General features: G+C 68.8%; 27 protein-coding genes. 9 read left to right on the top strand and 18 right to left on the bottom strand.

What is annotated here, in order from left to right; all coding sequences use genetic code 11:
• Nucleotides 1-4: 4 nt before the first annotated feature.
• The 3 genes from serB to LCI23_RS04680 all read left to right on the top strand — a co-directional run bounded on the left by serB (nucleotide 5) and on the right by LCI23_RS04680 (nucleotide 3,163).
• Nucleotides 5-853, top strand: coding sequence for a phosphoserine phosphatase SerB (gene serB, locus LCI23_RS04690; RefSeq protein ID WP_224944799.1), 849 nt, complete (start codon nucleotides 5-7; stop codon nucleotides 851-853).
• A 249-nt stretch (nucleotides 854-1,102) separates the two neighbouring features.
• Nucleotides 1,103-2,455: an SGNH/GDSL hydrolase family protein gene (locus LCI23_RS04685; RefSeq protein WP_224944797.1), complete on the top strand. Its 1,353-nt coding sequence runs from the start codon at nucleotides 1,103-1,105 to the stop codon at nucleotides 2,453-2,455.
• 309 nt (nucleotides 2,456-2,764) lie between these two features.
• Entirely contained in the window at nucleotides 2,765-3,163 is a 399-nt protein-coding gene (locus LCI23_RS04680; RefSeq protein WP_224944795.1) for a hypothetical protein, read from the top strand.
• Nucleotides 3,164-3,233: 70 nt separating this feature from the next.
• Here the strand turns inward: LCI23_RS04680 and LCI23_RS04675 are convergent, their stop codons facing one another.
• The 4 genes from LCI23_RS04675 to LCI23_RS04660 all read right to left on the bottom strand — a co-directional run bounded on the left by LCI23_RS04675 (nucleotide 3,234) and on the right by LCI23_RS04660 (nucleotide 5,823).
• Entirely contained in the window at nucleotides 3,234-3,623 is a 390-nt protein-coding gene (locus LCI23_RS04675) for a cupin domain-containing protein (RefSeq protein ID WP_224944793.1), read from the bottom strand.
• Nucleotides 3,624-3,706: 83 nt separating this feature from the next.
• On the bottom strand, nucleotides 3,707-4,144 hold the full coding sequence (locus LCI23_RS04670; RefSeq protein WP_224944790.1) for a hypothetical protein: 438 nt from the start codon (nucleotides 4,142-4,144) through the stop codon (nucleotides 3,707-3,709).
• A 27-nt stretch (nucleotides 4,145-4,171) separates the two neighbouring features.
• Nucleotides 4,172-4,987, bottom strand: coding sequence for a Mut7-C ubiquitin/RNAse domain-containing protein (locus tag LCI23_RS04665; protein WP_224944788.1), 816 nt, complete (start codon nucleotides 4,985-4,987; stop codon nucleotides 4,172-4,174).
• Nucleotides 4,981-5,823 carry a DUF72 domain-containing protein gene (locus LCI23_RS04660; protein ID WP_224944786.1) on the bottom strand — a complete coding sequence of 281 codons (843 nt, stop codon included), beginning with the start codon at nucleotides 5,821-5,823 and terminating at the stop codon, nucleotides 4,981-4,983. Before LCI23_RS04660 ends, LCI23_RS04665 begins: the two co-directional genes overlap by 7 nt.
• 134 nt (nucleotides 5,824-5,957) lie before the next feature.
• Here LCI23_RS04660 and trxC point away from each other — a divergent pair, with 134 nt between their 5' ends.
• Nucleotides 5,958-6,401: a thioredoxin TrxC gene (gene trxC, locus LCI23_RS04655; RefSeq protein ID WP_224944783.1), complete on the top strand. Its 444-nt coding sequence runs from the start codon at nucleotides 5,958-5,960 to the stop codon at nucleotides 6,399-6,401.
• A 100-nt stretch (nucleotides 6,402-6,501) separates the two neighbouring features.
• Entirely contained in the window at nucleotides 6,502-6,864 is a 363-nt protein-coding gene (locus LCI23_RS04650) for a hypothetical protein (RefSeq protein WP_224944781.1), read from the top strand.
• Between the two features lie 52 nt (nucleotides 6,865-6,916).
• Here LCI23_RS04650 and LCI23_RS04645 read toward each other — a convergent pair whose 3' ends face one another.
• The 4 genes from LCI23_RS04645 to phaC form a co-directional block, all read right to left on the bottom strand.
• Complete coding sequence (locus tag LCI23_RS04645) at nucleotides 6,917-8,077, bottom strand: cystathionine beta-lyase (RefSeq protein WP_224944779.1); 1,161 nt, start codon at nucleotides 8,075-8,077, stop codon at nucleotides 6,917-6,919.
• A gap of 25 nt (nucleotides 8,078-8,102) precedes the next feature.
• Entirely contained in the window at nucleotides 8,103-9,554 is a 1,452-nt protein-coding gene (gene rimO / locus LCI23_RS04640; protein WP_224944777.1) for a 30S ribosomal protein S12 methylthiotransferase RimO, read from the bottom strand.
• Nucleotides 9,555-9,697: 143 nt separating this feature from the next.
• Nucleotides 9,698-10,261, bottom strand: a complete 564-nt coding sequence (gene phaR / locus LCI23_RS04635) for a polyhydroxyalkanoate synthesis repressor PhaR (protein ID WP_224944768.1) — start codon at nucleotides 10,259-10,261, stop codon at nucleotides 9,698-9,700.
• A gap of 248 nt (nucleotides 10,262-10,509) precedes the next feature.
• On the bottom strand, nucleotides 10,510-12,261 hold the full coding sequence (phaC, locus tag LCI23_RS04630) for a class I poly(R)-hydroxyalkanoic acid synthase (protein WP_224944764.1): 1,752 nt from the start codon (nucleotides 12,259-12,261) through the stop codon (nucleotides 10,510-10,512).
• Between the two features lie 46 nt (nucleotides 12,262-12,307).
• Between phaC and LCI23_RS04625 the strand changes: the two genes are divergently transcribed.
• Nucleotides 12,308-12,526, top strand: coding sequence for a hypothetical protein (locus LCI23_RS04625; RefSeq protein WP_224944761.1), 219 nt, complete (start codon nucleotides 12,308-12,310; stop codon nucleotides 12,524-12,526).
• Between the two features lie 33 nt (nucleotides 12,527-12,559).
• Here the strand turns inward: LCI23_RS04625 and pgeF are convergent, their stop codons facing one another.
• Together pgeF and LCI23_RS04615 are read right to left on the bottom strand one after the other, a co-directional pair.
• Nucleotides 12,560-13,336, bottom strand: coding sequence for a peptidoglycan editing factor PgeF (pgeF, locus tag LCI23_RS04620; RefSeq protein ID WP_224944948.1), 777 nt, complete (start codon nucleotides 13,334-13,336; stop codon nucleotides 12,560-12,562).
• Nucleotides 13,336-14,340, bottom strand: coding sequence for an RluA family pseudouridine synthase (locus LCI23_RS04615; RefSeq protein WP_224944759.1), 1,005 nt, complete (start codon nucleotides 14,338-14,340; stop codon nucleotides 13,336-13,338). The genes pgeF and LCI23_RS04615 overlap by 1 nt, the downstream gene beginning before the upstream one ends.
• Before the next feature lie 97 nt (nucleotides 14,341-14,437).
• Between LCI23_RS04615 and LCI23_RS04610 the strand changes: the two genes are divergently transcribed.
• Nucleotides 14,438-15,277 carry an outer membrane protein assembly factor BamD gene (locus tag LCI23_RS04610; protein ID WP_224944757.1) on the top strand — a complete coding sequence of 280 codons (840 nt, stop codon included), beginning with the start codon at nucleotides 14,438-14,440 and terminating at the stop codon, nucleotides 15,275-15,277.
• 15 nt (nucleotides 15,278-15,292) lie between these two features.
• On the opposite strand, the gene yaaA is transcribed toward LCI23_RS04610, so the two are convergent.
• A complete protein-coding gene (gene yaaA / locus LCI23_RS04605; RefSeq protein WP_224944938.1) occupies nucleotides 15,293-16,063 on the bottom strand; it encodes a peroxide stress protein YaaA in 771 nt (256 codons plus the stop codon).
• A gap of 80 nt (nucleotides 16,064-16,143) precedes the next feature.
• On the opposite strand from yaaA, the gene LCI23_RS04600 reads away from it, so the two are divergent.
• The gene (locus LCI23_RS04600) at nucleotides 16,144-16,596 is read left to right on the top strand and encodes a putative toxin-antitoxin system toxin component, PIN family (RefSeq protein WP_374041141.1); all 453 of its coding nucleotides are present in this window, start codon (nucleotides 16,144-16,146) and stop codon (nucleotides 16,594-16,596) included.
• A 7-nt stretch (nucleotides 16,597-16,603) separates the two neighbouring features.
• Nucleotides 16,604-17,761 carry a pyridoxal phosphate-dependent aminotransferase gene (locus LCI23_RS04595; RefSeq protein WP_224944753.1) on the top strand — a complete coding sequence of 386 codons (1,158 nt, stop codon included), beginning with the start codon at nucleotides 16,604-16,606 and terminating at the stop codon, nucleotides 17,759-17,761.
• 20 nt (nucleotides 17,762-17,781) lie between these two features.
• On the opposite strand, the gene LCI23_RS04590 is transcribed toward LCI23_RS04595, so the two are convergent.
• Genes LCI23_RS04590 through pilM form a run of 7 tightly spaced genes read right to left on the bottom strand, consistent with a single transcriptional unit; the run spans nucleotide 17,782 to nucleotide 24,335 of the window.
• Nucleotides 17,782-18,951, bottom strand: coding sequence for a lipopolysaccharide assembly protein LapB (locus tag LCI23_RS04590; RefSeq protein WP_224944752.1), 1,170 nt, complete (start codon nucleotides 18,949-18,951; stop codon nucleotides 17,782-17,784).
• Complete coding sequence (locus LCI23_RS04585; RefSeq protein ID WP_224944751.1) at nucleotides 18,948-19,844, bottom strand: ExeA family protein; 897 nt, start codon at nucleotides 19,842-19,844, stop codon at nucleotides 18,948-18,950. The genes LCI23_RS04590 and LCI23_RS04585 overlap by 4 nt, the downstream gene beginning before the upstream one ends.
• Nucleotides 19,844-21,661 carry a pilus (MSHA type) biogenesis protein MshL gene (gene mshL, locus LCI23_RS04580; protein ID WP_224944750.1) on the bottom strand — a complete coding sequence of 606 codons (1,818 nt, stop codon included), beginning with the start codon at nucleotides 21,659-21,661 and terminating at the stop codon, nucleotides 19,844-19,846. The genes LCI23_RS04585 and mshL overlap by 1 nt, the downstream gene beginning before the upstream one ends.
• A 1-nt stretch (nucleotide 21,662) precedes the next feature.
• Nucleotides 21,663-22,058: a hypothetical protein gene (locus LCI23_RS04575; RefSeq protein WP_224944749.1), complete on the bottom strand. Its 396-nt coding sequence runs from the start codon at nucleotides 22,056-22,058 to the stop codon at nucleotides 21,663-21,665.
• Nucleotides 22,055-22,753 carry a hypothetical protein gene (locus LCI23_RS04570; RefSeq protein ID WP_224944747.1) on the bottom strand — a complete coding sequence of 233 codons (699 nt, stop codon included), beginning with the start codon at nucleotides 22,751-22,753 and terminating at the stop codon, nucleotides 22,055-22,057. Before LCI23_RS04570 ends, LCI23_RS04575 begins: the two co-directional genes overlap by 4 nt.
• Nucleotides 22,750-23,397: a PilN domain-containing protein gene (locus tag LCI23_RS04565; RefSeq protein ID WP_224944745.1), complete on the bottom strand. Its 648-nt coding sequence runs from the start codon at nucleotides 23,395-23,397 to the stop codon at nucleotides 22,750-22,752. The genes LCI23_RS04570 and LCI23_RS04565 overlap by 4 nt, the downstream gene beginning before the upstream one ends.
• Nucleotides 23,394-24,335, bottom strand: a complete 942-nt coding sequence (gene pilM, locus LCI23_RS04560; protein ID WP_224944743.1) for a type IV pilus biogenesis protein PilM — start codon at nucleotides 24,333-24,335, stop codon at nucleotides 23,394-23,396. Before pilM ends, LCI23_RS04565 begins: the two co-directional genes overlap by 4 nt.
• Nucleotides 24,336-24,427 lie beyond the last annotated feature (92 nt).

Below are 24,427 nucleotides of genomic sequence, written 5' to 3'. Positions count from 1 at the left end.
CACGATGACGATGAACCTGGTGCTGCAGGGGCCGCAGGCCTCTTCCGAGACGCTCGAACGCCTGGCCGCGCTGGCCCGGCCGGCGCGTATCACACGCCTCGGCGAACATGCGCTGCGCTGCGAAGACCTTGCCTTTGCGGCAGCGCTGCGGGAACAGGTCGAGGCCGCCGCCTTCGAGGCCGGGGTCGATGCCTGTTTCATCGAGGCGGGCCGCAGGCTGGCCGACTTCGGCCTGGTCGCGATGGACATGGACTCGACCCTGATCACCATCGAGTGCATCGACGAGATCGCCGACATGCAGGGCCTGAAGCCCCAGGTGGCCGCGATCACCGAGACCGCCATGCGCGGCGAGCTCGATTTCGCCGCCAGCCTGGCGCGCCGCGTGGCCCTGCTGGAAGGACTGGAAGCCTCGGCCCTGCAGCGCGTCTACGACGAACGCCTGCGCATCTCGCCGGGCGGCGAAGCGATGCTGGCGGCGGTGCGCGCGGCCGGCCTGAAGACCCTGCTGGTGTCGGGCGGCTTCACCTTCTTCACCGACCGCCTGAAGGACAGGCTGGGGCTCGACCACACCCATGCCAACCTGCTCGAGGTCGAGGACGGCAGGCTGACCGGGCGGGTGCTGGGCGGCATCGTCGATGCGCAGGAAAAGATGCGCACCGTCCAGCGCGTCTGCGCCGGACTGGGCATCACGCCGCGGCAGGCCATCGTGATGGGCGACGGCGCCAACGACCTGCAGATGATGGGCGTCGCCGGCCTCTCCGTGGCCTTCCGCGCCAAGCCGGTGGTGCGCGCCCAGGCCAGCGTCGCACTGAACTTTTCCGGTCTCGACGGCCTGCTGAACATCCTGGCCTAGAACGCCGGGCGACATCCAGGCGGGGTCCAGTCCACGCGTGCGCAGCAGCGGCCCGGGTGCGGCCTCCGCCATCGCATGGCAGCTTGGCCGAACCATTTGCATTCAGCTTAGTTTCGTCCCCATCCCTGTTTCGCACCCAGATCCGAGGCGCCGCAACACGCGTGTCGCACAGGCTTGGATCGGCCGCGCCGCTGGACTATGTTGGTGTTGCGGCCGCGCCGTGGCCGCGCCCTTGAACAGGAGCCTGCGATGCCCGATCCGGCCTTGCGCGCGCCATCCAGCGCGACTTTCCTCAGTCTACCTTCCACACCGCAGCCGCAGGCGCAACCGGACATCTCCCGCCCCGGCGCGCGGCCCGACCGCAAGCGGCGCCGCCTGCTGCTCGGGGCGTCCACCCTGGCCGGCACGCTGGCGCTGGCGCCGCGCGATGCCCGCGCCCAGTCCTGGCGCGGCGAAGGCTGGTCCGCCACCTGGGGCTGCGCGCCGGCCGGACCGCCGCCCGCCGCCTCCACCACCAGCTTGGGCGGCCAGACGCTGCGCCTGATCGTGCGCGCCAGCACCGGCGGCAGCCGGCTGCGGGTGCGGCTCTCGAACGAGATGGGCAGCAGCCCGCTGGTGATCGGCGCAGCCCAGGTCGCCCTGTCCGCCGGCGGGCAGGCGGTGGTGGCGGGGTCGGGCCATCCCTTGCGCGTCGGCGGGCGCAGCGCGTTTACCATCCAGCCCGGCGCGCCGGCACTGTCCGACCCGGTGTTCTTCCAGCTGCCGCCCTTCGCCGACCTCGCCATCAGCCTGTATTTTCCGGCCGGCGCGAGCGCCACCACGCTGCACCGCGACGCCTGGCAGACCGGCTATGTTTCCACGCCAGGCAATTTTGCCGCCAATAGCACGTTCAACGTCGCGCGTACCCTGAGTGCCTGGCCCTTCGTCACCGAGGTGGATGTGGATGGTGGCGCGCCCTGCGTGGTCGCGATCGGCGACTCGCTGACGGACGGCCAGGGCAGCACGGCGAACCAGAACCGGCGCTGGCCCGACTACCTGGCGCGCCGCCTGCAGGCCGAGCTGGGCGCGGCCGGACGGATCGGCGTGGTCAACCGCGGCATCGCCGGCAACCGCCTGCTGCTGGACGACGCCAGCGCGCTGCTGGCCGGCCGCGACGTGCTGGAGCGCTTCGACCGCGACGTGCTGGCCACGTCCGGCGTGCGTGCGCTCATCGTCGCGATCGGGATCAACGACATCGTCTACGCCTCGGGCACGGCGCTGGCCGGCATGCCGGCCGAGCTGGTCGCAGGCTACCGCCAGCTACTGGCACGCGCGCACGCACGCGGGCTGGCGGTGCTGGGCGCCACCCTGCCGCCGATGCTGGGCTTCGTCTACTACACGGCGGCGCGCGAGGCGGCGCGCCAGCAGGTCAACGCCTGGCTGCGCGCGTCGGGCGAATTCGATGCGTTGGTGGACTGGGATGCGGTGCTGCGCGATCCGGCCGCGCCGACCCGCCTGCGCAGCGCCTATAACAGCCGCGACTGGCTGCATCCGAACGATGCGGGCTACCAGGCGCTGGCCGCGGCGGTACCGCTGGCGACGCTGAGCGCCCTGCTAGCCTGAAGTGCAGAAAGGGAAAGCTGCCGGGAAGGCTTAATGATGTTCAGTTAAGCAGTGCTGGGAGTTTTTGTATGGTGGGCGGGGGAATCTAGTCCAGTGGACTGGATTCCCGCCCACGCGGTCAACCAGCTGCGAAATCATCGCGTACGGCTTTCCATCGGCTAACTATCACCGCGTGGGCGGCGTAGCCGCCCACGCTACGCCCTCTTAACTGAACGGCATTAGCCGGGAAAGCTGCGAGTGTAACAAGCTGTAATTGCCGGCGGCAGCCCCGCCCGAATTTCCTATCATGGAAGGATCAGGAGAACCGCCATGAAAAATCTCATCATTCTCAGTGCTTCGCTTGCCCTGCTCGCCGGTTGCGCCGCGCCCGGTCCGGACGGCTATGGCCAGGCCTATCCGCGCGCGGTGGGTCCGGACGGCTGGCAAGTCGTCTCGGTCACGCCAGTGCCGCTCGGTACCGGTGCACGCGCCGCCGCCAACGGCGAAACCGGCATCACCACCTACAGCAGCGCACCGGTGGTCGTGCGGCAGCCGGTGTATGTGACGCAACCGGTACCGCAACCGGTCTACGTGCCGGAACCGGTGTACCAGCCGCGTTATTACTACCCGCCCGTCTCGATCGGTCTGGGCTTCAATTTCGGACGCGGCTGGGGACATCACCGCGGCTGGGGCGGGCATATCGGGACGCGCTTCCCCTACCGCCACTGAATCCGGGCGGCGGTAACGCAAAGCCGGCAGCGATGCCGGCTTTTTTCATGCACGCCGCGCGCGGCGCGGATCAGTGGCCGTGGTGCTGGCGTTCGTACTCGTCCGCTTCCGCCTTGGTGGCGTGGACGATGCCGTCCGGGTGCTCGGGCGGGGTATACAACGTGTACAGGCGCATCGCTTCGGACGGCGAGGTATTGATGACATTGTGCTCGGTGCCGGCCGGGATCACGACCGCCACCCCGTCTTCCAGGCGATGCTCCTCGCCATCCAGGACCGCCACCCCCTTGCCCGCTTCCACGCGGATGAACTGGTCGTGGCCTTCGTGCCGCTCGACGCCGATTTCTTCGCCCGGCTGCAAGGTCATGATCACCAGCTGGCTGCGCGCCGTGGTGTACAGCACTTCGCGGAAATTGTTCCCAGCGAGGGTTTTTTCTTCGATGTTGATGCTATAGCCAGACATGTGCTGTTCTCCTGAAGTGACGGCTAACCATTGCCGCAAGGTCACTATTGTATAAGAGCCAAGCGCCAAGCGTGCGCCGCCGCTCAGGCTGGCGGAAGCGAGCCGGGAAGCGTGCCGAACAGATCGTGCGCATCGAGCAGCGCGTAGGCGATCTCGGGCCGTTCCGCCAGGCGCCGCCGCACGGCCGCCGGCACCGACTGGCGCGCCTTCTTGCACAGGCCAGGCTTTTCCTCGAGCACGACGATGATGCCGCGCACGGTGCGCACCTCGTTCGGCCCCGGCGCGATGCGCAGCTCAGCGCCGAGGTTCTGGCGCACCAGGGCCTGCACGTGCTGCAGATCGGCGTAGCTGTCAATGCGCGCGATGCGCTCGAGCAGCCGAAGTTCCTGCTGGCGGGTCAGTGCCAGCGGACGCTGGTCGGCCGCGGGATCGGCCAGCACGCGCGCGTGCTCGCACACGCAGGCGCCGGGCGGGCACTCGGTGCGGATCGGGAAGGAAGGCGGTATCGGGTGTTCGCTCACGCTGCGCGCATCATCGGGGCCGGGACATCATCGCTGGGAAGACTGCTGCGGATCGGACGCGGATGGTGCGCGTGCCGGCGCCCATTCTACCGCAGCGGATGCCAGTGCCACGTCCGCCAGTTCCGCCAGCAGGACGCACATGCGGGCGTGATGCGAGCCCGCCCAGTACACCCGGCGGCAGGCATCGCAGGTCGTGAACGCGTCGTGCGCCTCGGCCACGCGCGGCGGCAGACGCGCCAGCACGGCATCCTTCGGCACGGGACGCAGCGGCGCATTGCAGTGCAGGCAAAGCGAGAATGGCCGCATGCGCGGCGCCAGGTCCAGGCGCGCATACAGTTCGCGCAGCTGCCGTTCCGGCGCGGTCGCGTGCAGATAGCAGCCGCAGCCCACGCTGCGGCGCTTGAGCAGCGCGCGGTCGCGCGTGAGCAGCAACCGTCCCTCCTCGTGCGCGATGCGCGCGATCTCCTCGTCGCGGTAGCCGTTGTCGTAGAGCGTGTCGTAGCCCGCCATCCGCAGCAGCCGCGCCAGCCCGCCCAGGTGGGCGTCGGCCACGAAGCGCGGGCGGCCGCCGGGTGCGCATGCGACCCCGGCGGGAAGGCTGGAGGCGGGATGGACGTCCACCCGGTCGCCGTCACGCAGCAGCGCGCCGAGGCTGCCCGGCGCGCCATTGAGCAGGAGCAGTCCGACCTCGGTATGCGGCACGCCGAGCGCCTCGACCATGTGCTTGACGGTGGCGTCGCGCGCGCATGCCGCGCCGAACTCCGTGCCGCGCCGCGCGCGCGGCAGGAAGTCCGCCAGCGCGCCGTGGAAGCGAAAGCGCACAGTCACCGGCGGGTTCACCATGGCGCCGCCGGAATCGCCGCCTCGTCGAGCGCCAGTCCCTGCGCGCCGTGCAGCAGCTGCAGGGCATTCGGCACCGCCTCGAAGGCGGCCGTGTTATCGAAGATGCACCAGCACTCGCGCCCCGCCGCCTGCTCTTGCACCAGCACCCGCCGCACCCCTTCCACGAACTCCGCCGGATAGCGCGAGTAATAGATACGCGGGCTGCCGTGCAGGCGGACGTACATGGCCTCGTCGCTGGTCGGCACGTGCGGGCCGGGCTGGCCCGCGGCCGGGTCGGCGATCACACGCACCACGCGGCTTTCCCGCAGCAGCGCGGTGGCCGCCTCCGAAAACCAGCCCGGATGGCGCGCTTCGAAAGCCAGCGTGCAGCCGAACAGTTCGTGCAGCCGGCGAAACAGCTCGCGCGCCGGCGCATCGACGAAACCGAACTTCGGCGGCAGCTGGACCAGCACGCAGCCGAGCTTGTCGCCCAGCGCGCCCGCCTCGGCCGCGAACTGCACCAGCAGTGGCTCGACCTCGCGCATGCGCGCATCGTGGGTGATGGCGCGCGGCAGCTTCACCGAAAAGCGGAAGTCTTCCGGTACGCAGGCCGCCCACTTCGCATAGGTCGCGGGACGGTGCGGCCGGTAGAACGACGAGTTGATCTCCACCGCGGGAAACACCGCCGCATAGCGTTCCAGGTGGCTGCCGCCGACTGGAAAGAAGGCGCCTTCCGACTTGGGCAGGCTCCAGCCGGCGCAGCCGGGCAGCAGGCGGCCGGGGGTGCGCGCATGCGCGGGGTGGCCGGCATGGCTGGCAGGTTCGGCGGAGGCGGTGGGAGCGGTGTGATCGGTCATCGGCTCGGCATCGGGTGCAATGCACGGATTCTACGAAATACGCCTGCCGCGCGGCGCATGGCTGCGCACCAAGCATGGGCCAGGACCTACAATGAAGGCCTGCATCCGAATGCAAGCGAACCGAGGAGAATCCAATGAACGAACCGATCCACGTCGTGTGCCCGTCCTGCGCCGCCGTCAACCGGCTGGCGCCGGCGCGCCTGCGCGACGGCCCCGACTGCGGCAAATGCGCGCATCCCCTGTTCACCGGCCAGCCGCTGGATGTCGACAGTGCCGGCTTCGAGCGCCACATCGCGCGCAACGACATCCCGGTGCTGGTCGACTTCTGGGCCGCCTGGTGCGGTCCCTGCAAGATGATGGCGCCCCATTTCGCACAGGCCGCGCGGCAACTCGAGCCGGGCTTGCGCCTGCTGAAGCTGGACACCGAGCGCAGCCAGGACGTGGCGGCGCGCTTCGCGATCCGCAGCATTCCCACGCTGGCCCTGTTCCGCGGCGGGCGCGAAGTGGCGCGCCAGGCCGGCGCGATGGATGCCGGCCGGCTGGTGGCCTGGGTGCAAGCCCAGCTGGGACGGTCTTGAAGAAGGCCGCCATGGCCCTCATGTTGGCAAAGAGGCAGCACGCACTGCTACAATGCCTCGCGTGCCGGGCGTTTCCGGTGTCCCACTGAGGAGAAAGCTGATGTCGCAAGACCTGGTAATGGATCGCGGAACCGAGGACGCCAAGCAGTTCGCCCGCATCCTGTACGTCGCACACGCCCTGACCTTCCTGTTTTCGGCAGGTTTGCTGTCGATCCTGGTGCTGATCGTGAACTATGTGAAGCGCCCGGAAACCCAGGGCACCATCGTCTACTCGCACCACAGCTGGATGATCCGCTCCTTCTGGTGGTACCTGGTCTGGTCGATCGTGGCCTGGGTGCTGGCCGCCACCATCATCGGCATCCCGATTGCCGTCGTGGTCTGGGGCGCGGCGTGGCTGTGGGCGGCCTACCGCATCATCCGCGGTTTCCTCGACCTGAACAGCAACCGCGCGATGCCGGGCTGACCGCCTGCCCTGCCCGCCCGGCTACCGGTGAAACGCCCGCCGCCGGCGGGCGTCAGAGCCGGGCCAGCGCCTGCTCGATGTCGGCGATGAGGTCGGCCGGGTCTTCCAGGCCGACGTTGAAGCGCACCAGCACGCCCGCGTCGTCCCAGCGGCTGCGCAGCGCGCGGATCCGGTAAGGCATCACCAGGCTGTTCGGGCCGCCCCAGCTGTAGCCGAGGCCGAACAGCCTCAGGGCGTCGACGAAGCGGTCGGTCTGCTGTTCCGTATAACGCGGGTCGAACAGCACCGAGAACAGCCCGCCCGCGCCCTGGAAGTCGCGCTGCCAGTGCGCGTGCCCCGGACAATCCGGAAAGGCCGGGTGCAGCACCTTGGCGATTTCCGGACGCGCCCCGAGCCAGGCCGCGACCTGGCGCGCCGCCGCGTCGTGCGCCTCGAAGCGCAGCTTCATGCTCGGCAGGCCGCGCAGGACCAGGTAGGCGTCGTCCGCCCCCACGCCCAGGCCGAGCCGCATGTGGGCCTGGGCCAGGCGCTCGTTGAGCGCGCCCTCGCGCGTGATGACGGCCCCCATCAGGAGGTCGGCCCCGCCCGACTGGTATTTGGTGAGCGCGTGCATGACGATGTCGGCGCCGACGTCGAAGCCGCGCAGCGCCAGGCCGGCCGACCAGGTATTGTCGAGCGCGACCGGCACGCCGCGCGCATGCGCGGCCGCGCAGATGGCCGGCAGGTCCGGCACCTCCATCGACACCGAGCCCGGCGCCTCGGCCCAGACCAGGCGCGTGTTCGGCTGGATCAGGGCGGCGATGCCGGCGCCGAGCATCGGATCGTAGAAGCGCGCGCTGACGCCGAAGTCCTCGGACAGCCAGCGGCCCAGTTCGCGGTTCGGGTTGTAGACGTTCTCGGGCAGCAGCACATCGTCGCCGCTTTTCAGCAAGGCGAAGTTGACCATCGCGATCGCGGACAGGCCCGACGGCGCCAGCAGGCAGTGGCTGCCGCCCTCGATCGCGGCCAGGCGCGCTTCCAGCGTGAAGGTGGTCGGGGTGCCGTGCAAGCCGTAGGTGTAGGCGCTCTTGTCCTTCCACTGGCCGGAGCGCATCGCCGCCACGTTCTCGAACAGCACGGTCGAGGCGCGGTGCACGCCCGGCGGGAAGGCGTCGAAGCCGGCCGGCGGCCGGTAGTCGCTGTGGACCAGGGCGGTCTGGATGGTCTTCTTCATGCGTCTTCGCGGCCGGCTGCGTTGGTCAGGCGACGGTGGCCCACAGGTCGTGGGCGTCGGCCCTGGTGACCACCACGTCGATGAACTGGCCCACCTGGGGCTTGGCCTTGCCCGGCGCCAGGGCGCGCTTGATATGCACCACGCCGTCGATTTCCGGCGCATCGGCGGCGCTGCGGCCGATCGCTTCGCGCGCGCCGACTTCGTCGACCAGCACGCGCAGGGTCTTGCCGACCTTGGCCTGCATGCGCTTGAGCGAGATCTCTTCCTGCAGCAGCATCACGCGGGCGCGGCGCTCTTCGCGCACGGCTTCCGGCACCGGGTTGGCCAGCTCGTTGGCGGTCGCACCCTCCACCGGAGAATAGGCGAAGCAACCGAGGCGGTCGATCTGCGCTTCGCGCAGGAAGTCCAGCAGGTATTCGAACTCTTCTTCGGTTTCGCCCGGGAAGCCGGCGATGAAGGTCGAGCGGATGGTCAGGTCCGGATTCATCCTGCGCCATGCCAGGATGCGGTCGAGGTTCTTCTCGCCGCTGGCCGGGCGCTTCATGCGCTTCAGGACATCCGGGTGCGCATGCTGCATCGGGATGTCGAGGTAAGGCAGGATGTGGCCGTCGCCCATCAGCGGGATCACCCCGTCGACGTGCGGGTACGGATAGACGTAATGCATGCGCACCCAGGCGCCGTGCTGGCGCGCCAGCTTGCCCAGTTCCTCGGTGAGCTGGGTCATGTGGGTCCTGACCGGTCGGCCGTTCCAGAAACCCAGGCGGAACTTGACGTCCACGCCGTAGGCGCTGGTGTCCTGCGAGATCACCAGGAGTTCCTTGACGCCGGCCTTGAACAGGTTCTCGGCTTCCTGCAGCACCTCGTGGATCGGGCGCGAGACCAGGTCGCCGCGCATCGAAGGGATGATGCAGAAGCTGCAGCGGTGGTTGCATCCTTCCGAAATCTTCAGGTAGGCATAGTGCTTCGGGGTCAGCTTGACGCCGTGGTCCGGCACCAGGTCGACGAAGGGGTCGTGCGGCTTCGGTAAATGCAGGTGCACCGATTCCATCACCTCGGCCACGGCGTGCGGGCCGGTCACGGCCAGCACCTTCGGGTGCACCTTGGTGATGATGTCCGCACCATCCGCGTCCTTCTTGGCGCCCAGGCAGCCGGTGACGATCACCTTGCCGTTCTCGGCCAGGGCCTCGCCGATCGCGTCCAGCGACTCCTGCACCGCGGCGTCGATGAAGCCGCAGGTGTTGACGATCACCAGGTCGGCGCCGTCGTAGGACTTGGCGGTCTGGTAGCCTTCCGCGCGCAGCTGGGTCAGGATCTGCTCGGAATCGACCAGCGCCTTCGGGCAGCCGAGCGACACGAAGCCGACCTTGGGCGCGGCGCTGCCTGCGGCCGGGCTCGGGATGACGAGCGCAGGCGCGGCCGGCTCGGCGATGGCGGCGCTGTTGGCGGAGGCGGAGGGAATACGACGGAGTTCGGTCATGGGCGGACGACAGGGAATCTGGGCAATCCGCGATTGTACCGTAAGCGGGTAGATGGGTGCTACCGGCAGGATGCTTTGCCGGCCCCGGGCAGGACGCCGCGGGCCGGCAGGTGTCGCCAATCGGCGACGGCTTGTTGACTTGCCTACTTCTTGTCGTTCGGCGGCGTCATGCCCGGGAAGGGAAAGGCGCCGAACATGGCCTTGCTCTGGCTTTGCATCTGTTCCTGCATCTGCAGGAACAGGTTCTTCGACTGGTCGATGTAGTTGTTCATCATGCCCTGCATCATCGGTCCCTGGACATTCATGAACTGGGTCCACATTTCCGGGCTGAAGGGCTTGCCTTCCAGGGCGCCGGCGGCGCTGCTGGTGAACTTGTTCTGGATGTCAGTGAAGGCCTGGACGTTCTTCTCCAGGTAAGAACCCATCATGCCCTGCATCGCATGGCCGTAGTAGCGGATGATCTGGGCCAGCACCGAACTGGAGAACATCGGCACGCCGTTGGCCTCCTCTTCAAGGATAATCTGGAGCAAGATGCTGCGGGTCAGGTCTTCGTTGGACTTGGCGTCGACCACGGTGAACTCGTCCGCGTCGAGTACCAGCTGCTTCACGTCGGCCAGGGTGATGTAGGAACTGGTCTGCGTGTCGTACAGACGGCGGTTCGGATACTTCTTGATCAGGCGCTCGGCATTCTTCTTTGCACTGCTCATCTCATGTCTCGTCGTTGCGCGCTGCGGCAACGTTCGCCGCAGGCTATATGTTATGGATTGCTTATCGCGTCACGGGCTGGTCGGCCGCTGACGCGTCGCGGCCCTGTTGTCTTGCGGATGGACAAGGCAACACCATACCATGAGCCGCGCGCAGGTGCAGCAATTATTAGACTACAAACTTCCGTGGTGTTTTTGATATGGCGGCGCCGGCCTCGGCGGGCGGGCAGTCCGGCGCCGTGTACCTAGGCTCAGTCCGCTCTTGCCTTGACGTAGCGGCCTGGCGCCGCCTCGGTCGGCTGGTAGCGGGCGTTGCCGAACGCCGCCGGGGCCGCCACCTCGGCGCCGCCGTACTGCGCCAGGAACTGCGCCCATTCTGGCCACCAACTGCCCTTGTGCTCGGTCGCACCGGCGAACCAGTCCCCGGCGGTCCTGGGGCGGGCCTTGCCGGCCTTGTCGTTGGTCCAGTAGCTGCGCTTGTTCTTCGAGGCCGGATTGATCACCCCGGCGATGTGTCCCGAGGCGCCCAGCACGAAGCGCTTGGCCTTCGGATTCTTCGGGTTCAGCAGGTCCATCGAGGCATAGGCCGCCTCCCAGGGGACGATATGGTCTTCCTTCGAGCCATACACGAATACCGGGCAGTCGATCCTGCCCAGGTCCACCGGCGCCCCGCATACGGTGAGCGCGCCCGGCTGCTTCAGGCGGTTCTCGAGGTAGGTATTGCGCAGGTACCAGCAGAACATCGGGCCTGGCAGGTTGGTGCTGTCGGCGTTCCAGTACAGCAGGTCGAAGGCCGGCGGTTCCTTGCCCTTCAGGTAGTTCTGCTGCACGTAGTTCCATACCAGGTCGTTCGGGCGCAGGGCCGAGAAGGTGGTGGCCAGGTCGCGTCCCGGCATCAGGCCGCCCTTGCCCAGGCTCTGCTCGCGCAGCGCGACCTGGGTTTCGTCCACGAAGACCTCGAGTACGCCGGTCTCGCTGAAATCGAGCAGCGTGGTCAGCAGCGACAGGCTGGCCGCCGGTTGCTGGCCGCGCGCGGCCAGGACGGCCAGCGCGGTGGCGGCGATGGTGCCGCCGACGCAGAAGCCGAACACATGGACCTTGTCCTGGGCACCGATGTCGCGTGCAAGTTCGCGCGCCACCTCGATCGCCTTGATAGCGCCGGTCTCGACATAGTCGTCCCAGGTGGTCGTGCCCATGCTGCGGTCCGGGTTACGCCAGGACACCATGAACACGGTATTGCCCTGCTCCACCACATAGCGCACCAGCGAATTTTCCGGCTGCAAGTCGAGGATGTAGAATTTGTTGATGCAAGGCGGAATCATCAACAGGGGCACCGCCTTCACGTTCGGCGTGGCCGGCGCGTACTGGATCAGCTGGAACAGTTCATTCTCGAACACGACCTTGCCCGGCGCGGTGCCGACGTTGCGTCCGACCTCGAACGCCGATTCGTCGGACTGCGAGATGCGGCCCTTCTGCAGGTCGCCCAGCATGTTCGCCAGGCCCTTGCCCAGGCTCTCGCCCTTGGTCTCGATCAGCTTTTTTTGCGCTTCCGGATTCGTGGCAAAGAAATTGGCCGGCGACATGGCATCGACCATCTGCTGGACCGCGAAGCGGATCTTCTGCTTTTCGCGCGCGGGCGCCTCGACCGCGTCGGCCAGGGCCAGCATGAATTCCGCATTCAGCAGGTAGGAGGCGGCCGAGAAGGCCGACAGCGGATGTTCGCGCCATTCGGCTGCGGCAAAACGGCGGTCGTGCAGTTCGGGCGACTTGCCGCTCATGAAATCCTGCCACAGCCGGCCCGCCTTCGCCAGGTAGTCGCCGCGCAGGCTTTCCAGCCTGGCCGGCGCGATGCCGGCGCCGAAGTCCTTCAGCAGGCCGGCCAGCGGGTTAGCGCCGGCGGGCGGCGTCATCGCGGGCATGTTCATCCAGCCCTGCCACAGGCTGGGATCGGTGAAGGAGCTCATCCAGGAGGCGGCAATGGCGTGAGGGTCGGGCATGTTCATGTCGGCGTCCAATGGTTAGAATCGGGTATTACCTTGGGAGAAATGCATGTGGATCGTCGCCGTTGCCTGGATTTATGTGGTCGCCCTGATGGCGGCGACCGAAGCGTCCATCGTGCATGGCGTGATGACGTTCCTGTTCTATTGCGCCCTGCCATTATCCCTTGTTTTCTATCTCACCGGGGCAAAACGGCGCCGGGCCCGGCGCAGCCGCCAGGCGGCCGAGGCAGTCCGGGCGGCACAGGACGAGACACGCGGCGACGGCTGAGCATGCCGACGAGCGCATCGCTTACTTGATCGCTTACTTGATCCAGATCAGGCTGCCCTGGCGGCCGGTGACCCGGTCGCGCCGGTAGGAATAGAAGCGCTGCGGCGCGGAAACCGTGCACAGGCCGCCGCCGTGCACGCGGGTGATGCCCTCGTGCGCCAGCATCCGCCGCGCCAGTGCATAGATATCGGCCAGGAATTTTACCGGTTGGTCAAAAACCGGCCGGAAAGCCGCTTCCGTCTCGGCTCCGGGCAAGGCCGCCAGGAAGGCGGCGCGCACCTCCGGGCCGACCTCGAAGGCCTGTGGCCCAATCGCCGGCCCCAGCCAGGCCGTGATTTCATCCGCGCCCGCCGTGCGCATCGCGCGCACCGTGGCGCCCAGCACGCCCCCGGCCAGCCCGCGCCAGCCGGCATGGGCTGCGCCCACCACCTTGCCGTCCAGGCTGGCGAACAGCACGGGCAGGCAGTCGGCGGTGAGGATCGCGCATACGAGGCCGGGCGCGGCCGCGATACTGGCGTCGCCGGTCCGTACCGGCTGGCCAGGGCCGACCGTGACGGCGTCGACCACCTCGGCGCCGTGCACCTGGGCGATCCAGGCCGGGCGCCCCGGCAGCAGGGCCTGCAGGCGCGCGCGGTTGGCCTGCACCGCCTGCGGATCGTCGCCGCAATGCAGGCCCAGATTCAGCCCCCCGCCACCCTTGCCGTCGTCGTAGGGTCCCGTGCTGACGCCGCCGCCGCGGCTGGTCGCCAGCGCACCCACGGTGGCGGGCAGGTCGGGCCAGTCGGGCCGGACCAGTGCGTCTTCCAGCATCATGCCGCGCCGTCGTCGCCCGGCTCGGCGATGCCGGCCCTGGCGATGAGCTCGGCGAAGTCCGGCGCCAGCGGCACCGTCCATTCGCAGGCCTCTCCGGTGCCCGGATGGACCAGGCCGAGGCGGCGCGCCTGCAGCGCCTGGCGGTGGAACACCGGCACCAGGTGCTGCTTGCCGTAGACCGCGTCGCCCACCAGCGCGAAGCCGAGGTGCTGCATGTGCACGCGGATCTGGTGGGTGCGGCCAGTCTCCAGGCTGCAGCGCACCAGCGACACCGGGCGGCGGTCCAGGCTGCCTTCGGCGACGCGCTGGTAGTGGGTGATCGCCGGCTTGCCGAACATGCCGGTAGACACCGCCATCTTGACGCGGTCGCGCGGATGGCGGCCCATCGAGGCATTGACCGTGCCCGACAGCTGGGGCGTGCCCCACACCAGGGCAAAGTATTCGCGCTTGACACTGCGCGCCTGCAGCTGGCGCACCAGGTCGGTCTGGGCGGCCAGGGTCTTGCCGACCACCATCAGGCCGCTCGTATCCTTGTCGAGGCGGTGCACGATGCCGGCGCGCGGCACACCCACCAGTTGCGGGCAATGGTGCAGCAGGCCGTTGAGCAGGGTGCCCGACCAGTTGCCGGCGCCCGGGTGGACCACCAGCCCGGCCGGCTTGTTGATGACGATGATGTCCTCGTCCTCGTGCACGATGTCGAGCGCGAGCGGCTCCGGCGCGAAGGCCGTGTCCTCGGGCGCGGCCTGGGGGGCGATGCACACGCTTTCGTCGCCGTAGGCGGTGTCCTTGCCGCGCGCCGGCTTGCCGTCCACGGTGACGAAGCCGCCCTCGAACCACAGCTGCAGGCGGCTGCGCGAGAATTGCGGCACCAGGCTGGCGACCACTTTGTCGAGGCGCTGGCCGCAGACCTCCGGGGTGAGCTGGAGGGTAATTGGAGACAGGTCCGGCCCAGTGGGGAGTTCGAAACCGGCCTCGTCGTCCAGGTCAGCATCCAAAGGCATTTCCGCCGAATTCGGCGCAGGAGTTAATATCACGTGAGTCCCATCGGCTATAATCAGCCGTTCGTTGAATCTAGGTAAAACTTTCTTGCAAAGAGCTATGCAAAAAAAATTGTCTGTGTTGGTCGCCGCTTGCGCCCTCGTCGGTCTGTCCGCTTGCAGCATGCTGCCGGAACGCAGCGACGATACCAAAAATTGGTCAGCGGAGAAATTATACGCTGAGGCACGCGAAGAAATGAACGGCGGCCACTACGAGTCGGCCATCAAGCTGTTCGAGCGGCTGGAGTCGAACTACCCGTTCGGCACCTATGCCAACCAGGCGCAGATGGAAATTGCGTACGCCCACTACAAGGCCCAGGACCAGGCCGAGGCGCTGGCCGCGGTCGAGCGTTTCATCAAGCTGCACCCGAACCATCCGCAGGTGGACTACATGTACTACCTGCGCGGCCTGATCAACTTCAACGACCAGCTGGGCTTCCTGAGCTTCATCTATTCGCAGGACCCGACCGAACGCGACCCGAAAGCCACGCGCGAAGCCTTCGCCGCCTTCAAGGTCCTGGTGGACAAGTTCCCGAACAGTAAATATGCGCCGGATGCGATCGCGCGCATGAGCTACCTGGTGAACGCGATGGCGCAGTACGAGGTCCACGTCGCCAACTATTACTACCGCCGCGGCGCCTACCTGGCCGCGGCCAACCGCGCCCAGCTCGCGGTGCAGGAATACACGGACGCCCCGGCGCGCGAGGAAGCGCTGTTCATCATGATGCGCTCCTACGACAAACTGGGCATGCCGGTGCTGCGCGACGACACCCAGCGCGTGCTGACCCTGAACTACCCGAACAGCCGTTTCCTGAACCCGAACGCGCGCGCCGAGGCGCCGTGGTGGCAGTTCTGGTCGAAGGCGGCGCCGCGTCCGTCGCCGTCGGACGCGGCGAAGTAAGAAAGTACCGGCGCCTCAGTCCTGCAGGCGGCGCCGGAATACCCAGTGCTGCCCGCTGGAGGCCGCCGGCTCGTAGGCATAGCCGTCGGCATCGAAGGCCTTCAAGGCTTCCGGCTCGGTAATGCCGTGCTGCGCCGCGTAGCGCGCCATCAGGCCGCGCGCGCGCTTGGCGAAGAACGAGATGATCTTGTATTTGCCGTTCTTCCAGTCCTCGAACACGGGCGTGATCACCGGCACGTCCAGCAGCTTCGGCTTGACCGCCTTGAAGTATTCTTCCGATGCCAGGTTGACCAGGGCGGGCGCCCCGGTATTGCCCAGCTCCGCCTTGATCGCTTCCGTGATCGCCTCGCCCCAGAAGGCATACAGGCTGGCGCCGCGCGGATTGGGCAGGCGCGTGCCCATCTCGAGGCGGTAGGGATGCATGCGGTCGAGCGGGCGCAGCAGGCCGTACAGCCCGGACAGGATGCGCAGGTGGCGCTGCAGGTACGCGATCCCGTCCGCCGCCAGCGTGCGCGCGTCGAGGCCGGCATAGACGTCCCCGTTGAAGGACATCAGCGCCTGGCGCGCCTCGGCGTGGTCCTCGCTCCAGTGCGCATAGCGCGCCACATTGAGCATGGCCAGCGGATCGGACAGGTCCATCAGCTCGGCGATCGCGGCCGGTGAATAGCCGCGCAGCAGCGCGACCAGCAAGGCGGCCTGCTCGATGAACTGCGGGGTACTATGGTGGCTGGTGGTGGCGGGTGTGTCGAGATCGAGGGATTTGGCGGGCGACAGGACAATCAGCATCGGTGTGGACAGCTTTTGCAAGAAGACATAAAAATTTCCATCATGATACTCGCCTTTCCCTTCCACCATTGCCCATGCCCATGAAACCGATCGTCATCGATACCAACGTCTGCCTCGACCTGTTCGTGTTCCGCGATCCACGCTGGGCGTCGCTGGTGGACGCGCTGGAATCGGGCCAGGCCGTGGCGGTGACCCGCGCCGACTGCCGCGACGAATACCTGGCGGTGCTCAAGTACCCGCACCTGCCGCTCGACGAGGACAGCCGGGCCCACGCCGTGCAGCGCTTTGACGCCCTGCTGCGGGTGGTCGCGCCCGACGCCGTGCACCTGCGCCTGCCGGTCTGCACCGACCGCGACGACCAGAAATTCCTGGAACTGGCGCGCGACGCCGGCGCCGCGGTCCTGATCACCAAGGACAAGGCCCTGCTCAAGCTGGGCCGCCGCACCGCCCGCGAAGGCCTGTTCAAGATCATGCTGCCGGAAGCCTGGGTGAAGGCCCAGGCCGAGGCCGCCGCTTCCCCCACGCAAGCCTGACGACACCATGAGCACCCCTGCCCTGCGCACCCGCCTGCCCGCCGTCGGCACCACCGTCTTCACCCGGATGTCCCAGCTCGCCGCCGCGCACGGCGCGATCAACCTCGGCCAGGGCTTTCCGGATTTCGACCCTGATCCGCGCCTGGTGGAACTGGTCACCGAGGCCATGCGCGCCGGCCACAACCAGTATCCGCCGATGGCTGGTGTGCCCGCGCTGCGCGCCGCCATCGGGGCCAAGCTGGCGCGCCTGTACGGCCGCGCCTACGACGTGGACGGCGAGATCACCGTGACCGCCGGCGCCTCGCAGGCGATCCAGTCGGCGATCCTGTGCAGCGTGCATCCGGGCGAGGAAGTGATCATCATCGAGCCCGCCTACGACTGCTATGCGCCGGCGGTGGCGCTGGCGGGCGGCGTCACGGTGCCGGTGGCGATGCGCCTCGGCGCCGATGGCTACAGCGTGCCCTGGGACCGGGTCGCGGCCGCGGTCACGCCACGCACCCGGATGATCGTCGTGAACTCGCCGCACAATCCGACCGGGGCGATCCTGCGCGCGGCCGACCTCGATGCGCTGGCCGCGATCGTGGCGGGCACGCAGATCCTGGTACTGTCGGACGAGGTCTACGAGCACATGGTGTTCGACGGCGCCGAACACGCCTCGGTGGCGCGCCACCCGGTGCTGGCCGAACGTGCCTTCCTGGTATCGAGCTTCGGCAAGACCTTCCACGTCACCGGCTGGAAAGTCGGCTACGTGGCCGCGCCGGCCGCGCTGATGGCGGAATTCCGCAAGGTCCACCAGTACAACGTGTTCTGCGTGAACGCGCCGATGCAGCACGCGCTCGCGGCCTACATGGCGGATCCGGCGCCCTATCTCGGCCTGCCCGCCTTCTACCAGCGCAAGCGCGACCTGTTCCGCGCCGGCCTGGGCGGCACGCGCTTCGACCCCCTGCCGGCCGACGGCACCTACTTCCAGTGCGTGCGCTACGGCGCCATCTCCGGCTTGCCGGAGGCCGCGTTCGCGCAGTGGCTGACGGTCGAGGCCGGAGTGGCCGCGATTCCGGTCTCGGCTTTCCACAGCGCGCCGACCGAATCGGGCATCGTGCGCTTCTGCTTTGCCAAGACCGACACCACGCTGGAAGCGGCACTCGAGCGCCTGCGCCGCCTCTGACAATGGCGGCGGCGCCGATCCTAGCGCATCTGCCTGAGCTTGCCCGCCACGAAGTCCTGCAGCTGGGCCGTCAGGCTGCCGCTGTCGAGCGCTTTCTGGAACGCGGCGGCGGCTTCGGGTTCGCGCCGGTCGCCCTGCAGCGCCAGGCCCAGGCCCATCCACCACACCCCGTTCTGCGGCGCCGTGCGCAGCGCCGCCTCGTAGTGCGTCGCCGCTTCGCGCTGGCGGCCCGCGCGCGCCAGCGCGCCGGCCAGGAAGGCCCGGTATTCGCCATTGCCCATCGCGTGCGGCAGGCTGCGCTGCAGGGTCTCGACGCCGCTCGCGCCGCTGTCGATCTGCATGCGCGCCAGCAGCATCGCCATGGCCGGCTGGCGCGGGTCGAGCGCCAGGGCTTGCTCCAGCTCGCGCATCGCCTCGTCCTTGCGGCCGGCTTCGACCAGCAGGCCGACCAGGGTCTGGCGCGCGCCGTCATGGCGCGGATCGGCCTGCAGCGCCGCGCGCAGCTCGGCCGTGGCCTCGACGATGCGGCCCTCGCCCAGGTGGGCCAGCGCGCGCCGGTAGGCGCCCTCGGCCCGCTGCGGCGCGGCGCCCGTGCGTTCCGCTGCCGGCGGCGCCATGCGCGCCGGCGCGGCCGGGACTGCGCTGGCGACACGCCCTTGCGCAGGCGCCGACGCCGTCACGGCCGGCGCCGCGCGCCCGGTGCCAGCCGGCGGCGCTGCGTCGGCCGAAGCGGCGCGGTGTCGCCTGGCGGGCGGCGCGGGCGGTTCGGCCGCACGCGCCAGCGGCGTGTCGCCGTCCTCCTTCGTTGTCGCCTGCGCCCGCCCCTGCTCCTGTTTCTGCTCCTGTTTTTGCTCCTGCTTCTGCGCCACGCGCTGTTCGGCGGCCATCTCGGCCAGGCGGTCGATGGCTTCCTGCGGAATCGGCAGCGATGGCTGGGCCGGCGCCGGTGCCGGCGCGGCCGGTGCCTTGCGAGCGCCAGCCTCCGCCAGCGCGGCCGGCGCCTGGGCGCGCTGGGCCAGGTAGACGGCGGTGGCCGTCACGATGACCAGTACGCCGCCGGCCACGGCGCCGGCCAGCAGCGGCAGGCGGGGGCGACGCGCGCGCTGCGCGTCGATCCCGGCCGGCACCGTGGCCGCCGCATCCGCGTTGCGCGCTTCCAGGTCTTGCAGCATCTTGTTAATCAGGCTCATCGCGCGTAGGCCCAGGCAAGTCCGGCGGCCGCCGCCGCGAATGTGCCGCCGGCCACGGCCAGCCAGGGCCAGACGCGGCGCTTGCGCACAGCGAGGGTGTCGCCCGCCGCCGCCGCGACATGGGCCGCGCCCACCTCCTGCTTGCCTTCGCCGTAGCAGGACATCAGCGCCTTGTGCGCCAGGATGTTGATCAGGCGCGGGATGCCGCCGCTGGCCGCGTACAGCCTGCGCACCGCGCGCGGCGTGAACAGGCGCGCGCCGCCAAAGCCGGCCACGCGCAGCCGGTGCGCCAGGTAGAAATCGAGCTCGTCGCGGCTCAAGGGGCCGAGCGTGTAGTGGAAGGTGATGCGCTGGGCCAGCTGGCGGATCGCCTCCAGCCCCAGCTTGCGGTCCAGCTCCGGCTGGCCGAACAGGACGATCTGCAGCAGCTTGCGCTTTTCCGTTTCCAGGTTGGTCAGGAGGCGCAGCACCTCGAGCGTCTCGACCGGCATGGCCTGCGCTTCGTCGATGCACAGCAGGACGCGCTTGCGCGCACGCGCCAGGTCGAGCAGGCGGGCCGTAATGCCCTTCAGCAGGCGGTGCTGGTCCAGCTCGGGCTCGTAGGCCACTTCCAGCTCGTCGGCCAGGGCCAGCAGCAGGGTGCGCGGTTCCAGGTAAGGGTTCGGCAGGTAGGCGGTGACGAAGTCCTCGCCCAGCGCGGCCATGAACTTGCGGCACAGCAGGGTCTTGCCGGTGCCGACCTCGCCGGTGATCTTGATGAAGCCTTCGCCGTTGCGCGCCGCCACCAGCAGCGTGTTCAGGGCTTCGCGCGCGTGCGGGCTGCTGAAGAAGAAGCTGGTGTCGGGCGTGATGCTGAAGGGCAACTCACGCAGGCCGAAGTGGGCGGCGTACATTACCGGCGCTCCTGCCCGGCCGGCCGGCGGGCGCGCGGATCGAGCCCCTCGACCCGGTCGCGGGCGTCGAGCAGGTCGCGGCTCCAGCTGCTGGCGCCTTCGACGATGGTGGGCTTGATCAGCACCACCAGCTCGCGCTTCTGGTTGACCTTGTTCTTGTTGCTGAACAGCGCGCCCAGCACCTTCACCCGGCCTAGGCCCGGCACGCGGTTGACGTCGTCGGTACTGGCCTGGCGCATCAGGCCGCCGATCGCGACCACCTGGCCGTCCTGGCCGCGCACGATGCTGTCCAGTTCCGAGGTCGACGACGCCGCCAGCGGCAGGGTCAGGTTGCCAGCCGAGCCGAGGTCGACGTTCTTGGTGATCGTGCTGACCTCGCTGACCGACGGATGCACGTGCAGCAGGATGTTGCCCTTGTCGTCGATCTGCGGGGTCACGTCCAGCACCACGCCGGAGAAGAAGGGCTGCAGGGTCACGCTCGGGGTGGTCGTGTTGCCGGCCGTGCTGGCGGTGGTGGTGGTGGTGACGCCGGTGACGAAGAACTCGTCGGTGCCGATCTTCAGCACCGCCTTCTGGTTGTTCATCGCCGCCACGCGCGGGCTGGACAGCACGTGCACGGTGCCCTGCGACTCCAGGAAGGAAATCAGGGCGGCGAAGTTATTCGTCTGGAAGGCCAGGCCGAACAAGGAGCCGGCCGCGTTCGCCGCGTTCGACAGCGAGAAACCGGTGCTGGCCGCGAGTCCGTTGCCGTTCGAGATCAGCGGCGGCTGGCCACCCGTGAAGGGCAGCGGCGCCAGGCCCGCGCCCGGCTGCAGGAAGCCGCCCGATACCCGGTTCGGGTGCGAGCTCCTGAGCGAGGCGAAGCTGGCCCAGTTGATGCCGCTCTGATAGCTGTCGTTCAGCTCCACCTCGAGGATCTTGGCTTCCAGGATCACCTGGCGGTCGACCGACATCTGGGTCGCCTTCAGGTAGGCGTCGACGCTGCGCAATTCGTCCGGCATGGCGCGCACCACCAGCACGCCCGAATGCGGGCTCACCACCACGCTGCGGCCACCTTCCTTCGAGCCGACCAGGGCTTCGATGGCGCTCTTCAGGTCGCCCCAGAAGTCGTTGTTGGTGGTGGTGTTGACGTCGGTGCTCTCGAGCAGCACGCCGCCGTTGCCGTACTGGTTGCTGCCGTTGCCCGGGTTGCCCTGATTGGGCGCGTTCGGCGCCAGGCCACGCTGGCCTTGCGGATTGTTCGGGTTGTTGTAGTTGTTGCCCGCATCGGACACCGAGGTCGAGGTCACGCGCAGGTTCGAGCTGCCACGCCGGCTGCCGACCAGGTAGTTGATGTGGAACATGCGGGTCTGCATGGTGAGCGGACGGATGCTGATCCGGGTGCCATCGATCTGGTAATCGTAGCCGTACATCTCGCGCACCGCGTCCAGCGCCTCGACCAGCGTGACGTCCTTCAGGTTGGCGCTGATGGTGCCGCTGACCTGCGGGTGGACCAGGATGTTGTAGCGGGTGCCGACCACGATCGAATTGAAGAACTGCTGCGCCGGCACGTTGGTGAAGGCCACGTTGAAGCGTTCCTCGAGTACCTGGCGCGCCTTGGGCAGCTGGCTGGCCAGCGCCGGCGCGGGTGGCAGCAGGGCGTCGGCCACGGCGCCTTCGATCGGCGCCGCCGGCAGCGGCTGGGCGGCGGCCTGGCGTAGCTCGGCCGCGATCTTGTCGTAGGTGTTTGAAGGCGGGGCGCTCTGGCAACCGGCCAGTCCGGCCGTGGCCAGGGCGGCGGCGAGGACGGCGGCAAGGCGTAAGGGTCGTGTTCGCATATCAGTTCCGGTCATTCTGGGAGGGGGTGCGGCGGACGTCTTCCTGCCGCGTGGAAGGATGCAGGCGCAGCACCTGCCGTTCCCTGCCGCGCACGAGTTCGACCTCGCCGGCATCGATGCGGGTCACGCGCGCCCCCTGGACACTGTCGCCCACGCGCACGCTCTGGCCGTCGATCACGGCCACCTGGCGGCCGTCGCGCCCGCGGCCGACCAGCACCGACTGCAGTTGCGGCGCGCGCGTGGCGGTGGCGCCGGCCGCGTCGGATCCGCCGGCAGGCTGGCCCGCCTGGGGCGGCGGACGGGTCGGGTCGCGCAGCGGCTGGCTGGCCGCCTGGGCCGGGCCTGGCAGTGCCGCCAGCAGCAGCGCGAGTACGGCGATAGGGGCGAAGGAATTCACAAAGTCATCCATTTCGGATCGAGGCTCAGCGTATGCAGGGTCAGGGTCAGGCGCGCCGTCGGCCAGGTCTCGACCGCCAGCTCGGCATTTCCCCAGAACAGGCCGGTCGGCATCGCTTCCAGCGCTTCCATGTAGGCGATCATGTCCAGGTAGTTACCGCGCACCACGACTTCGGTGCCGTGCCGGTATAGCAGTTCCGGCAGCGGCGCGGGCGGGACGCCCGGGCTGGCCGCGGGCGCGGGCGCGGCGGCGTCGGCGCCGACCGCCATCGGCGCCAGCGTGCGCATCGAGACCAGCTGCAGGCGGCCATGCGCGCGCAGGATCGATTCCACCAGTGGCGCCATGCGTTCCGGCGGCACCAGGCCGCGCTGCATGGCGCGCAGGCTGTCGCCCAGTGCCGCCGCCTCGGTGCGTACCGCGCTCAGGCGTTCCTGCACGGCCGCATCCGGATCGCGCTGGTAGGCCTGCAGGGCCTGCGCGATCTCGGTGTCGATGCCGGTGATGTTGTTCTGCTGGCGCGCGATCTGCGCCGCCATCTCGTCCTGGCGCGCGAACATGGGACCCAGCACGAAGAAGTGCGCGAGGAACAGCAGCGTGGCCGCGGCCGCGGCGAAGGCCAGCACCCGCTCGCGCAGGCTCAGGGCATCCACGCGCCCCGCCAGTTTCAACCAGGTCTGCTTCATGGCTTGCGTCATGGCTTGCCCTCGCCCGCCCGTGCCTGCAGGCTGAATTCCACGTAGGGCGCGGGCACCGCCGCGTCCCTGCCGTCCGCCCCGGGCCGCGGCAAGGGCGCCGCCTCGCTGATCTGCATGCCGGCGAAGGCCTTGCCGCGCAGCGCCGCCTCGCTCGTCAGGCGCCCGATATAGGTGGGCACCAGGGCCGGGTCGAGGGCGCGGCCACGGATGCTGATCTCGCGCCCGCCGGTCGCGATGCCCAGGCCCGTCAGCCACAGCCCGTCCAGGCTCTGGCGCGCCAGCGCACGCAGGTATTCGGAATAGCCGCTGGTGTCGCCCAGCTCGCCGCGCTCGAGCACGCCGGAGATGCGCTGCAGGGCGGCCAGCTGGGTCTCGGCCTGGGCCAGTTCGGCCGCCAGCTCGGCACTCTTCTTGCGCGGCGCGAATTCGTTGGCGACGGCGCCGAGGCTGGCCTGCTTGCGCGCCAGGCGCCCGGCGCCGAGCGCCGCTTCGCGCTCGAGCTGGGCCAGCTGCAGCTGGCCATAGAACGCGAGTGCGGCCACGCCCAGCACCAGCACGCCCATGGCCTGGGCCATGGTGGCAAGCGCGAATATTTTCTTCTGGCTCCGGAAGACCGGGTTGAACAGGTTGATCTGCTGGCTCATGGCAGCAGCTCCTCGTGGCGCAGGGCCGCGCCCAGGGCCAGGAAGTAGCGGTGCTGCAGGCCCTTGTCGGCCAGGGCAGGCACCGCGCCGAGGTCGAACACGCTGGCCAGGTCGAGCTGGTCGACCGCGATGTACAGGTTGCTCGACAGGTACGCTTCGAGGCCATCGGCCGGCGATGGGGCCAGCAGCAGGCGCGCCACGCTGACGAAGGAGAACTGGCGCTCGAAATGGTCGAGCGAACGCTGCAGCTCGAGTGCGATGCGGTCGAAGCCTCCGTGGCGGCGCTCGATGTCGGCATGCGTCAGCAGCTCGAGCGGGACGTCGATCCGCCGCGCCAGGTAGAGCTCGCCGCCATGGGAGACCGTCAGCAGCGCGCCATCCTCGGCGACCGACAGCATCGCCAGGCCGCGCCCTTCGGTTTCCAGCAGGGCCGAGATATTCCGCTGCGCCATTTCGGGAATGTCGATGACTTCCAGCGCCAGCTTGGCTTCCTCGAACAGGCGCTGGCGCGCGCCGATCACGCTGTTGCGCGCCGCGACCGCGAACATGGTCTGCTGGGGGCGCACCGCGGCCCCCTTGTCCACCGGGATGTCGAACACGTCGATGGTGGCGTCGTCGACATGGAAGTCGAGCATGTCCTTCAGGCGCCAGCGCACCGCGGTGCGCAGCTCGTCCGGCGCGACATTGGGCGAATCGACCGTGAGCAGCTGGTAGTGCCCGTTGCCGAGCAGGTGGCTGAGCTGGAAGCTGGACGCATCGAGTTCCGCGCCCAGGCGCGCCAGCGTCTCGGGGCCGGCCTCGCCCTGCAGGAAACCGACGCCCACCACTACTGGCATGCCGCCGCCGGCGCGGCGCACGGCAGCGCCCACCAGACCATCGCGGTGAACGGCGAGCGCCAGCCAGCCCTGTTTCTTGTTTGCTTTCCTAAAGAGACGCATGCAATCCTGCTCGAGCGACGGAAATTCTGAATCGTTGATTATATGCAGCGCTTGCATCCAAGCGCAGATTTTTTTGCTTAAATGCAAATGCA

The sequence above is a fragment of the Massilia sp. MS-15 genome, assembly GCF_020176695.1.
Classification (GTDB): Bacteria; Pseudomonadota; Gammaproteobacteria; order Burkholderiales; family Burkholderiaceae_D; genus Telluria; species Telluria hydrophila.
The sequence above is the reverse complement of the archived record's forward strand: the minus strand, read 5'-3'. Positions and strand labels throughout refer to the sequence as shown.

Bases quoted from the DNA above. Each gene is read 5' to 3' on its own strand.
- pgeF (WP_224944948.1), bottom strand. From the start codon at position 13,336: ATGCTGGAAGACGCACTGGTCCGGCCCGACTGGCCCGACCTGCCCGCC.
- pilM (WP_224944743.1), bottom strand. From the start codon at position 24,335: ATGCGTCTCTTTAGGAAAGCAAACAAGAAACAGGGCTGGCTGGCGCTC.
- phaC (WP_224944764.1), bottom strand. From the start codon at position 12,261: ATGAACATGCCCGACCCTCACGCCATTGCCGCCTCCTGGATGAGCTCC.
- LCI23_RS04680 (WP_224944795.1), top strand. From the start codon at position 2,765: ATGAAAAATCTCATCATTCTCAGTGCTTCGCTTGCCCTGCTCGCCGGT.
- LCI23_RS04615 (WP_224944759.1), bottom strand. From the start codon at position 14,340: ATGCCTTTGGATGCTGACCTGGACGACGAGGCCGGTTTCGAACTCCCC.
- rimO (WP_224944777.1), bottom strand. From the start codon at position 9,554: ATGACCGAACTCCGTCGTATTCCCTCCGCCTCCGCCAACAGCGCCGCC.
- LCI23_RS04570 (WP_224944747.1), bottom strand. From the start codon at position 22,753: ATGACGCAAGCCATGAAGCAGACCTGGTTGAAACTGGCGGGGCGCGTG.
- LCI23_RS04645 (WP_224944779.1), bottom strand. From the start codon at position 8,077: ATGAAGAAGACCATCCAGACCGCCCTGGTCCACAGCGACTACCGGCCG.
- LCI23_RS04600 (WP_374041141.1), top strand. From the start codon at position 16,144: ATGAAACCGATCGTCATCGATACCAACGTCTGCCTCGACCTGTTCGTG.
- LCI23_RS04595 (WP_224944753.1), top strand. From the start codon at position 16,604: ATGAGCACCCCTGCCCTGCGCACCCGCCTGCCCGCCGTCGGCACCACC.
- mshL (WP_224944750.1), bottom strand. From the start codon at position 21,661: ATGCGAACACGACCCTTACGCCTTGCCGCCGTCCTCGCCGCCGCCCTG.
- LCI23_RS04610 (WP_224944757.1), top strand. From the start codon at position 14,438: ATGCAAAAAAAATTGTCTGTGTTGGTCGCCGCTTGCGCCCTCGTCGGT.
- LCI23_RS04585 (WP_224944751.1), bottom strand. From the start codon at position 19,844: ATGTACGCCGCCCACTTCGGCCTGCGTGAGTTGCCCTTCAGCATCACG.
- LCI23_RS04675 (WP_224944793.1), bottom strand. From the start codon at position 3,623: ATGTCTGGCTATAGCATCAACATCGAAGAAAAAACCCTCGCTGGGAAC.
- LCI23_RS04650 (WP_224944781.1), top strand. From the start codon at position 6,502: ATGTCGCAAGACCTGGTAATGGATCGCGGAACCGAGGACGCCAAGCAG.
- trxC (WP_224944783.1), top strand. From the start codon at position 5,958: ATGAACGAACCGATCCACGTCGTGTGCCCGTCCTGCGCCGCCGTCAAC.
- yaaA (WP_224944938.1), bottom strand. From the start codon at position 16,063: ATGCTGATTGTCCTGTCGCCCGCCAAATCCCTCGATCTCGACACACCC.
- LCI23_RS04625 (WP_224944761.1), top strand. From the start codon at position 12,308: ATGTGGATCGTCGCCGTTGCCTGGATTTATGTGGTCGCCCTGATGGCG.
- LCI23_RS04665 (WP_224944788.1), bottom strand. From the start codon at position 4,987: ATGGTGAACCCGCCGGTGACTGTGCGCTTTCGCTTCCACGGCGCGCTG.
- serB (WP_224944799.1), top strand. From the start codon at position 5: ATGACGATGAACCTGGTGCTGCAGGGGCCGCAGGCCTCTTCCGAGACG.
- LCI23_RS04590 (WP_224944752.1), bottom strand. From the start codon at position 18,951: ATGAGCCTGATTAACAAGATGCTGCAAGACCTGGAAGCGCGCAACGCG.
- LCI23_RS04565 (WP_224944745.1), bottom strand. From the start codon at position 23,397: ATGAGCCAGCAGATCAACCTGTTCAACCCGGTCTTCCGGAGCCAGAAG.
- phaR (WP_224944768.1), bottom strand. From the start codon at position 10,261: ATGAGCAGTGCAAAGAAGAATGCCGAGCGCCTGATCAAGAAGTATCCG.
- LCI23_RS04685 (WP_224944797.1), top strand. From the start codon at position 1,103: ATGCCCGATCCGGCCTTGCGCGCGCCATCCAGCGCGACTTTCCTCAGT.
- LCI23_RS04660 (WP_224944786.1), bottom strand. From the start codon at position 5,823: ATGACCGATCACACCGCTCCCACCGCCTCCGCCGAACCTGCCAGCCAT.